Here is an 11,174-nt window from a genome sequence, read left to right as displayed (position 1 = left end):
CATTAAGTAGCATCCCGAATGGATAGTAATCATTAAATGCAAGAACGTCTGGTGTAAAAGTACCACTATTATCAGTAGATAACAACTTACGATCGGTTACTACACTCAGTACATTACCTAAGTGATTGCTTAGCTCATAACGTTTATCTCCCACCTGGTTAGCAAAAGTATCTGTATTAGCATTACCATCAGCAATCCTGATATTCTTCTCTTCAAGCCCTAAACGGCTACTACCATAGATATGGTGCTCAGTTACGAACACACCTTCCGGGTTTTGATTATATCCTGATACCTCTCCAATCTCTACTACTGCATCTGTTCCAGCTTTTAGATGGGTTTCAGGACCAAGCGTGATTTCATCCCCTGCGGTAAAGGAAACAACACTTCCATTTTCTACTACTACAGGGTCATTAATATCACCTACTGTAATGTTAGAAACAGCTTTAGTCTCTTGAGTACCTGTAATTGTTTCTCCGGTAATGGCTAGATCAAATGGATTTGTTTCTGGATTAACCACTCCATCAGTAAACGTATCATATACTGCTAGTACATTACCTTGTGCATCCCGAGTGTATACAGTAGTTTTATTCTCAGGGGTCACGGTTTTTGATACTCGGTTTCCTAATCCATCGTAGCTAAAGCTAATCGTAGTACCATCATTTTTACTCACACTTTTTACCTTCCCATCTACACGCCATTGGATATCGGTAATCCCCTCGGCTTCATCCTTGGTTAATTGACCTATCTCATCATAAGTATAATTATCCAAAGATTGCCCACTATCAATATCCGTATCAAAATTACCATTCAAACTTGGGTCATCATATACCGATCTCAGTCTATTCGATATCTTATTACCTTCTGCATCCTCATTATAGTTATAGGTAAAATCATCCATCGCTACTACAGCACCAGCATTATTGACCGCCGATCGTTTTAAGGTTTCCAGGTTACCGTTATTATCAAAGGTATAACTAGCGTTATAACTAGGTGTAGGAACTCCTCCACTCATATTGTTACCTTGCATCTTTTTGATACGGTTCAATTGATCATACTCGTACTGATTCAATTGAGCACCAAGCATGGACTCATCGTTATCAAGTAAGCTGGTAACCATCTGCTTGATATTACCGTTATACAGATTTCTACCTACTGTTGGTGCATTGGCACTATATCCAAAAGCAGTATTGGTAGCTGTTCCTACAGGTTTGTAATCTCCCTCATAATACTTCAAAGAATATCCCATGGCATCCTTAGCAGTTGAAGAACCTATCGCTCCATCACCTCCCATATCAGTTGTAGCGGTTAAATTCTCAGAATTTACACCTTTTAACCACCCTTGTAAGGTATAGGCATAATCCATACCCTGTACTTTCTTATCTCCCAGTTCAGTTCTGGCCAATGGTCCATGGGCAAAATACTTATAGCTAGCATCCTGTTCCCAGATCATACCATCTGTAGAGGTGTTGACACTAACAATTCTATTGTCTGCATCATATTGATACCAATGGATAAACTGATCTTGTGCTCCGTCTTGATATGTTACTTTATTGACATTACCACTGATTAAATCATATTCGTAATGAACACGCTTCATCCCGGAATTAAAATCAGTATTGGATTGTGATAGCTGTTTATTGTGTTGTGATAATTCTTTTACGTTTCCGTGGATATCATAGGCGTAATAAATAGCATTGTTATACTGTCGTTCTCTTGTTCCATTCGTACTACCGCTATATTGATCATAGTAAAAAATGGCTGATACACGGTTACGGGTATTGGCTTTGTAACGCTTAGTACTTGATACTGTTTTAAAGATTGCCAACGGATCAGAAAGCAAGTCGTTATAACGGGTACGGGTTACCTCTACTCTATTAGCCGCTACATTAGTAGGGAAGTTATCCTCTACTCTAGCCGGTACTTCTGTGTTATTAGAAGTATATACTAACTTTCCTTTGGTATCATTAATGGTAATACCCACATCAGGAATCATCTCTCCTGCTTCTACAATTCGACCTAATCCGTCATAGGTTGTATAGCTAAATCGGTTATTGTTTAGCTGTTTGGCGTTTTGCGAGGCAATGATCCTACCTAGATCATCATAAGCAAAGCGTGTAATACCACCATCCGGAGTTTTCTGCCAAACAAGCTGGTTAAGGGAGTTGTATCGATACTCTGTTTTTAAACTATGACCAGGTAATAAATTGATATTCTCACCAATGATATTATTCGCTCTATGCAAGTTGATTTCATAATTCAAAGATCCTCTACCGCCTGGTCCTGTACCTTCTAATTCTGCATCGCTAAAACGATCTACTCCTTCAGGTGGAACCGTCTGTACCAGGTTACCAGACTGATCATAGTAGTATAACGTATATTGATATTCTTTATCAAAATACTTCATATCAAAGGTCTCCACCGCATTATCCATGGCATTATCGATATACGCTTTTACAAACTCCTCACGTTTGATAGCTAAGAAGCTCTCATAAGTATCACGAGTATAGGCTTCTCGTACGCTAGCGGTAAACTGCTCACAATTAGTCTGATCTGGAACAGGTACCGTAATATCTCCAAAGTCCACCGGGAATGGTCTTGGAGGGCAGATCCCCGGGTTATTATTGAGATAATCACTAGTAAACAGTGCCCAGGTCTTTGCTTCTCCCTCCGGGCTGTTACTCACATGTGTATAATATGCATTGATCACGCTCACCATATCTGAATATCCATAATTCAGCTCTGTGGCTCCAAAACGCATAATGGTCATATAATTAAGATCCAAAGTAGAGGTAATCTGGAACTTTCTGATATATTCATCATAATCCGAGACCAAATATTGCAAAGAGCTCTTACAAAAATCTTCTTCAGTTGGAATATCCCCTGTCTCTGTATTCGCAATCCCACCCATCAAAGTTGTAAACGCAGTATACTCTATGGTACAACTTTTAGGCGCTATCGGCTCCGGGATACAGACTTGCTGGTCGCAGTTGAAGGATTGTTCGGATTTTGCCGCGATAGATGCACTTGATTTATTAACAGTATTATGAATATCAACTACTTCACTATCGCCACGAATTATACGAACATTAGTGTCAAGATCATTTAAAAGGGATACTTCCCTTTTAGAAACTAATCTGGATCTGGATGTACTAGAAGAACTAAGTAAATATTTACATAAGTTTCCATTGACTAATAGTTTATCCTCATTATAAACATTTTGCGAAGGATCTGTAGCCAAGATATCAAAATAATTGTTCTCGCTGGTAATTACTTGATTTTGTTCATTTCGGTATACTAATTTAAGAATCTGTCCTTTTTTTATTTCCAATTCCAAAATCTCTTTTGGTATATGGTTTCGGAAGTAGAAGGACATATAAGTAAATGGAGCACTTGTATTGTTAAAGGGTAAACCATTTTGATCCAATTCACCAGTAAAATTGAGATTAAGTAAATTATAGTCATAGATATAATCAAAATGTCTATAGTACTTGTATGTTGTATTAACTGTGAAATTTTCAATATATGATTGACCAAATCGACCATTATCAATTAAATTTTGAAGTCTAGATTCATAATTTACAGATGAAAAAGCAGTATTAATTTGCTCATCATCCACAAATTGATAGGGACTTTGAGGGTACGCATTGTTTAACAGTTGGTTTAGAGATATTCTTAAACTCTCTTCAAATCTTGATTTGTCATCTCCTGAGGAACTATCACAAAGTGTTGGCTCCTGATCAGCTTGATCAATAGGTGCTAAAAACTGACAATTAAACACTCCTCCTATTCCAGAACTCCTTTGATCTGAGCTTGCTTTATACCTTACAGGGGTGTACGCTATATTGTGATTCTCAGTAACAATTTGATTTGAAGTGTTTCTATAAGTAATAGTAAAATTACTTAATGCTTGAAAATCTACTTTTAGAATTTCCTGTATTGCGTCAATATCTGGTAATTTAAACCTAAGTCCATTAAAAATAGGAATAACATCTAAAAAAGCTTGATTTACTTCTCTCTCTACACCGGAGAAAGTTGTTAAATCGGTTGCCCCATTAAAATACCCTATATTTAAATAGTCGACTCCACTTATTTTTTGAAAACGATATACAGATGTTTGGAATTCTTTTACATAAAAAGAACCTGAAAACTTCCTATTCAATCTTCTTCTCAAATCATCACCATTCTTTAAGGCTTCCATTTCTGCATTAGCCAATACCCTATAATTCCTAGCAGGATCATCTTGCTGCCTATCTCTAAACACTGAATTGAAAGCATTTAGAATTAAGGATTCATATAATTCTTCTTCTTGAACATTATCTCTACACGCTATTACACTTGGTGGTAGAGTTACATCAGGTTCTTCAAGAAAATCACAATTCCCAAAAGAATAATAAGAATTACTTGCCCCTGGTGCTAATCCATTTATACTAAAAAAGATCTCCGGAATTTTTACTGTTTGTCCTGAAGTATTCAAATAACTTAAACTAGCCTTAAAACTACTACTAGTTGGATTAGTTATGACTTCATAAAAATCTAAGGATACTAACTTATCAATATCACTAAGATCTAAAGGAGTATCTCTAAGTCCTAAACTTAATCTATATGGAGAAAGTAAGAAGCTAGATCCAGTAGGTACTTTTGTTCCAAGATTTATAAAATATGTACCGTACTGAGATGTAACTAATGATTCATATTCGGCAAATCCAAGATCTAATTCTCTAGGGCTACCTTGATAAGATCCCCAGTCTTTAAAATAGTTGTGATATGCATTTTCCGCTCTTTGCTTGAAAGGAAAAGCACCAGCAACTAGATTTTGAAAAGAGTTAAAGTTTTGAACTTCAAACCTTGCCTGATCAGGATTTAATTTTGAATAGGAAAAGGCTTCATTATACAAATCCAATACCAAACTCTCTAACAATTTTTCAGTATCTGGTTGATTTGGACAGGCTATAACTTCAGGATTGTCAAAAAACTCACAATCACTTGTAAAACTGTTAGTTACACCATTTTCTCTAGTTTGAATTCTAAACGTACCAATACTTCCTGTTCCAGATCTAAACGTACTTGATCCACCTGATGTATTAATTACATATTGACCATTATTTAATCTATCCAAACAAGAAGCATTAGGTATCCCATAAAAACCTTCACTATTTCCATTAACAACCTCATTACTTCCACCCGTATTACCAAAGAATATTACATTCGTTCCTTCCCAATAATCATTAGAAGTTCTAGGTTTACCAAAAATCAGTCTAAAATCTAAAAAATCTTGATCACTCACTCTGGCTATTACCTGATCTGTTTCTACAGTAAATGGGTTTGTACCTTTACTGTTAATTTCTGCTTGAAGACGATCTTTGATATTAAATTCATTAAGTAATGCTTGTACAGAAGGCTGATTGGTCACATCGATCTCCCCAAAGAAATTATTTACATTACTAAACGAATACTTCATAATTTCTAGAAGTAGTTCCTCGAAACGTTTTTCATCAGCTTCTTTTCCTATACAACTATCTACTTTTACACACTCCACGGGATCTTCTGCTCCTACTAGGTCATTGATATCACCACAACATAAGAAATTGATAATACGACAAGTGGATAAGGATGGCCCTGATAAATTGCTGCTCTTAGCAAAAGCAGCAGTTGCTGTAAGAATAGGGCCTCCGCCACCATCTCCTCCGGTTCCTGAACCTGAATAATCACAGTTTTCTGATAATAATCCCGGGATCGTTTTAAACCCTAAATCATCATCAAAATAAGATACTCTCACATTCTGAGAAGTGATTAACCCTTCCTGATTATAAGTGTAATTCACATTAAACCCGGTAATGTTGGAAATTCTTGATGGATTTAGATTCTCCTCCAAATACATGGCAAACTTATTACCTGAACCTCCATTATTATCTCTAAAGGCAATATAGTAGACTCCAGAACCTGCTTCTTCCTGAAACCAAGTGGCTTCGCCCGGTCCAAAGAACGTTGCCAAATAGCTATCTCTATACTCTGGTAAATTATTAAGCACTACGCTAGCATTAATACGATTATCTTTCTGCAATCTGTTCATCAATAATGTCATTGCAGCTTCAAATCTTTTTTGCCTATTACATTCCTGATCACCTATAGTACCATCATTTGGTATATATTCTCCGATACCATTAGCTTCGGTAATACTACAGTCTGAAATTCTTGCAGAAGTAGTACCTGTTAGGATAATTTCTTCATAAGTTTCTGCAGTACTACTTGTTCTTACTTCTACTAATATCTGATAACTGAATACTTCTGCTAATGGATTATAGCTAGGGTAAATATTTTTGGCCTTAGTAATTACCCATGTATTTTCTTTATAACCACTCCAGGTATATCCTGATCCAGAAGGTAATGTAATGGTTAAAGCATTTTCCTTAAGTACGGTTCCATTTTGAGCAAATTGTACCTGCAGGGTATTATCACTAATAGCACTTTGTACCGTAATATCAATATCTGTAGGATGTTCTCCTCCCATATCTTCGAAGAGTGATGGGCTTAAATACGTTCCATCATATGTCCTAGAAGCAACTATTCCGCTAGAATAATCCTTAAAATAATATTCCAGGTACAATTCTAAATCCCTACCTAACGGACAGATACCGGTTTCAAGGTAATACTCATAGTTGGTCTGCTCCCTGATATCCTCATAAATATCCTGGTTACTATCCCCCGAATTAAATAATACATCAGATGGCTTAAAACGTTTCTCTTTGGTTGCATACGCATTTTTGTTAGGGTCATTACAAATATCATTTGCATTGGTAATCAGATTATTGATCTGATTTCTTATCGTTCCGCTATAATCTGAAATTACGGTTAATAAAGTCGTTGGTGCTTCATCCGGACCAATACACCCATTATAGCAACCTTCTCCTTCTGCATAAATATTAGCAAATAGTGATTGCACGGTTTGCTTCATCGTAAGATAATTAGCTTTGTAGGTATTCCAGAACTGATCTTCTTTTATAACATCATTAAGGCTATTGACTGCAGATGTAATGCCCGCAGCGTTAGCAAAATTAGTAGTACAACTACTAATACTATTACACGCTATAGTAGAATATGTAAATTCCATCAGGTTTTGATCGCCACCGCTATACTTGTCATTCAGTGCCTCAGTTACTAATGCTTTTCTTGCATTTTGAGCACCGCTTTTTTCAACAGAAATACTGGTATTGAAGTACGGATCTTGATCCGCTAGTGTTGTAAAACTTCCTAAGAAACCTTTGCTTACTGCATCCTGATAGGTTTGTATAGAACTTAGATAGGCATCAAAACCATCAGAGTTCATGGTGACATTTCCTGCTAACGATACTGATCTTGTAGGTATACAAGCAGCTTTAGCATATACCAAATAACAGTATTCCGGGTGATATACTACCAAGGATTCTGACCATTGTACTTGCCAAATATCATCAGACACAAAATCAGTAGGGTTAGCTAAATATTGTGGCTCTACATATACATATCCAGGTTCATCGATGATTTCAATAACTTCTGTACCATCCTTTAATGGTGGGTTATAGGTATATATTGTTTCTTCTTCGCCATCATCATTAGTCTCGGTAGTCACAATCTGACTCACTTTAATATATGCAATAGTACCATCATCATTATAATAATGTCCTTGCGTATACAACTCATTAGTACTAGATGGTAACGGGTCATAATCCGGATGTCTTGGGTTTCTCCAACTGTTATATAAGTCATTAGATGCTTTAGCACTAAACAATTGATTAGCATCATTAAAAATACTTAACAACGTTTCTCCTTCTTCTACTGCCTGCCCATTAACAAAGGTGATATCTTTGTTTCCATATTGCCCTAACGGTTTCATATCATTCAATAAGGCATCTTTAGCAATATTACATCCAATAGAATTATCAATAATATCATCATCGCTTATATTATCATCTACGATCACATCTACAGTACCATCAACACAAGGCGCATTACACGCTTTTACTAAGCCATCCCATTGTAACTTGAAAAAATCTTCCAAACGAGCCTCTTCAATGATAATTTCTTCTGGAGTGAGGTATGGTAATTTTGACGCCACATCATAGTTTTCTACCTGTATTTTTGCATATACATCTCTGCTGGTATCCGCTCCTGATGGAGGGTAATCTAATTCTAAAGCTTGTACACACTGCTCACAGGTTACAAAACACCCTTCAAAACTTAACGGTGGTAAATCTGAAACCTCATCCGGGCTAATATAACAAACATCTGTAGGGTCTTGTAATCGTCTGATATAGTCTGCTGCATATGATTCTAATGCCGCACTATTGATGACCAGGCTTTTTGTAATATTATAACTACCTCTGGATACATTAACATTAAATTCTGGTAACACAAATGATCCCCCTGCCGTATCCATATTGATCGTTTGATCAATAGATGATGTTAGTAAAGAATTAGCATCTCCGTCTAATACATTGATTGATAAATCATAAATTAACGGATACTGTACAGTATTGTTTTGATCATCACAATCATAAGTAAATACTCTTGAGTTTTGTAAGGAATAATTGAAGGTACGACCTTCATCAAAAGGAGATATTTTAGTCCCTGCATATTCTAAGGCATCAAGCTGAGCTCCATAATTCTGAGTTGCTGTACGTATATTATTATCAAAATTCGTGTCCACAGCATCCCTGGAAAGTTTTCCTAAAAGGTCAACATTAAGTTCTGCGTGCAATCCGCTATTATCATCTTCATCTGGTAATCCATCTAAATTTACTGGCGTATATCCTGATAATGCCGTAGCGATAGTTCTTCCCTGAGGGTCGATATAACTTACACTAGCCTGACCGTTGGGGTCAATTACCAAATTCTTTTTATAGTGCGCAAAATTACCAACACTATACCCAAACAATCGATTTAATTCTTTTTGCTCTGGAGTACCATAATAGTATTCCATTTCCTGACCGCTTCCTAACTGGTGTGTAATCCCTACTCCACTTTTTCTTCTAATACGTCCTGTATTATCAGGCATGTATTCAATCTGAGAAAATGGATGGCCTTCAGCATCAGGTACTCGTCCTTTAAATTCGTCATTGATATCATTATTAACAGAGTAATATTTACTAGCTCCATTAACTGTACTCATTATTTTAGCACTAGTAGTCTGGTCAAGAATATTTTGAGTATTCAAATCAAAATCCTGGTAGCTAAATATCTCACCTGAAGCATTTTGATTAAAATCCGGGTAATATCCTATACTCTCGCTATTAGTTGGCACCGGAAGTACCTCAACTGCAGGACGGCCTTGTGCATCATATATCACTTCTCCTACGATAATATTATCGTCTGAATTGATTTTAGTCACAGTTTGACGATTGCGTAAGGTTCCATCAAAGTAACTTACCACTTCTTTTTTCTTACCATCTTCTGCATAGCTGGCTTGGAATTGCCAGTTTTTTGTATTTTCATGATCTTGATCAATCAAATATTTATGAGGCCAGTCTGCAACCGAACGTTTTGCGGTTGATCCACTACTCCATTTTCCATACCTATACTTATTACTATTATCAGCTAAGAAACGGCCTACTGCTCTTACACGATATATAATATATCCTTTAGCATAAATTAGTGGAATATTATAACTAGTTCCTTTAGTTTCTACGCGCGTACTATTTAGTTTAAAATCTTTATCGTTAAAAAGAATACCATTGGGAACTTGTGATGTATCAAAACTGTTTCCATAATTATCGAGCCATGTCCACTCTAGTTGATAACTTACTGCCCCTGAAACCTCAGACCAATTGATTGGTAATTCATTATTTACTGCTGTTCCGTTTGAAATTGATGGTTCGATAAGGGAAAGTTCAGTATACTTTTCATCGTCATAACCTAAAGTAAAAATTACATTTTCAGGAGTGTATCCATTAGTTTCTGAAGTAGTCGCACCTACATCTTCATATGTACCTTCCAGAATACGAACTCTTGCACCTGAAATATTCTTTAATACATGAGTATTTATATCTACTCCACCATTACCTGCCCCTTGCAGCATATTATGTTCTACAGACAATGTTGTCTCATAAGCATCCTCAGTATTAAAAGTTCCGGATACATACATAGGTATTACTTCAAGTTTAAGAGAGTATTTATACCAATTTGTAGGCGGTTGATCAGTGAGTACCTTTAGAGATAAATAGGTATTAGAATCAATTATACTTCCTTGAGTTCCTAAATTAGGGTCGATATATTCTAATGTACTTGATGAACTTATCGCACCACTTATCTGAGAAGCATTATATTCTACTTCGGTTTGACTATACCCCATAAAGGATATCACAAACGTAACAATGAATACCGTGAGTTTATTGATTGAATTGCTCATATGATTTGAATGTGTATACTTTTTAATTGACCTGATTAATCAGTTTATATTGTTGAAATTTTTCTGTTACTTCTACCTTGTTATTATTGGAGAAATGAACATAATCTTGCATATTGAATGTATTGCTAATTGCCTTTTTATGTTTTAATTCTACAACCAATCGACCGTAATCCATTTTAGTAGTATTACCCTCCTTAAAGGGTATCAGCGTAGAAAAATAGAAAACCTGTTTTTTTACTTGAGAAGTGGCCTTATCAATGTATAATGCTATTTTACCATAAGGCATTTGCTGATTGCGTTTGCTACTTATCAATTCGCATACCAGTACTCCACCTTCTTCCGACACTTTGGAAGCTTCAAAAAAGTCAAGGAATTTACTTATATCTAAAGGTGAACTATTAATCCCTGGGTTGTCCTGATTTGCATATACCATAGTTTTACTATCATGATCCAAAGTCAATCGAAACTTTGAAGACTGAATAACTTCAGAATTCAATACACTAAAACGATTATAATCACCTTGTTTAGTCATTACTCCGGTATAGGTTTCAGTACTATTATTTCCTGTTAATCCACGAAGCATTTTATAGGTCGCCTCTATCTGATAAGAAGGAGTGTTCTTATAAAATTTCATTACTTTATTCAGTACCTCTTTGGTATCAATTTGGCAAAAACCTTGTGAAGCTGCTCCAAATATGAATAGTAATGTTATGATGTATAACTTTTTCATCTGTTTATTTTATTATTTTCATAGCCCTATGGAATCTTTGACCATCAAAACAATCATTTCAGT

The 11,174-nt window shown here is 35.9% G+C and carries 2 protein-coding genes; both read right to left on the bottom strand.

The genetic code is table 11. The features are described 5' to 3' along the window. The coding region (locus J8M14_RS15165; RefSeq protein WP_211075649.1) for an RHS repeat protein at window positions 1-10,381 on the bottom strand (10,381 nt) is incomplete at its 3' end. Window positions 10,382-10,403: 22 nt separating this feature from the next. Then, window positions 10,404-11,111, bottom strand: a complete 708-nt coding sequence (locus J8M14_RS15160; protein WP_211075648.1) for a hypothetical protein — start codon at window positions 11,109-11,111, stop codon at window positions 10,404-10,406. Window positions 11,112-11,174 lie beyond the last annotated feature (63 nt).

This window comes from Aquimarina sp. MMG016, assembly GCF_018100805.1.
In the GTDB taxonomy this organism is placed as follows: domain Bacteria; phylum Bacteroidota; class Bacteroidia; order Flavobacteriales; family Flavobacteriaceae; genus Aquimarina.
The sequence above is the reverse complement of the archived record's forward strand: the minus strand, read 5'-3'. Positions and strand labels throughout refer to the sequence as shown.

Coding starts and splice junctions, on each gene's coding strand:
- J8M14_RS15160 (WP_211075648.1), bottom strand. CDS start 11,111: ATGAAAAAGTTATACATCATAACATTACTATTCATATTTGGAGCAGCT.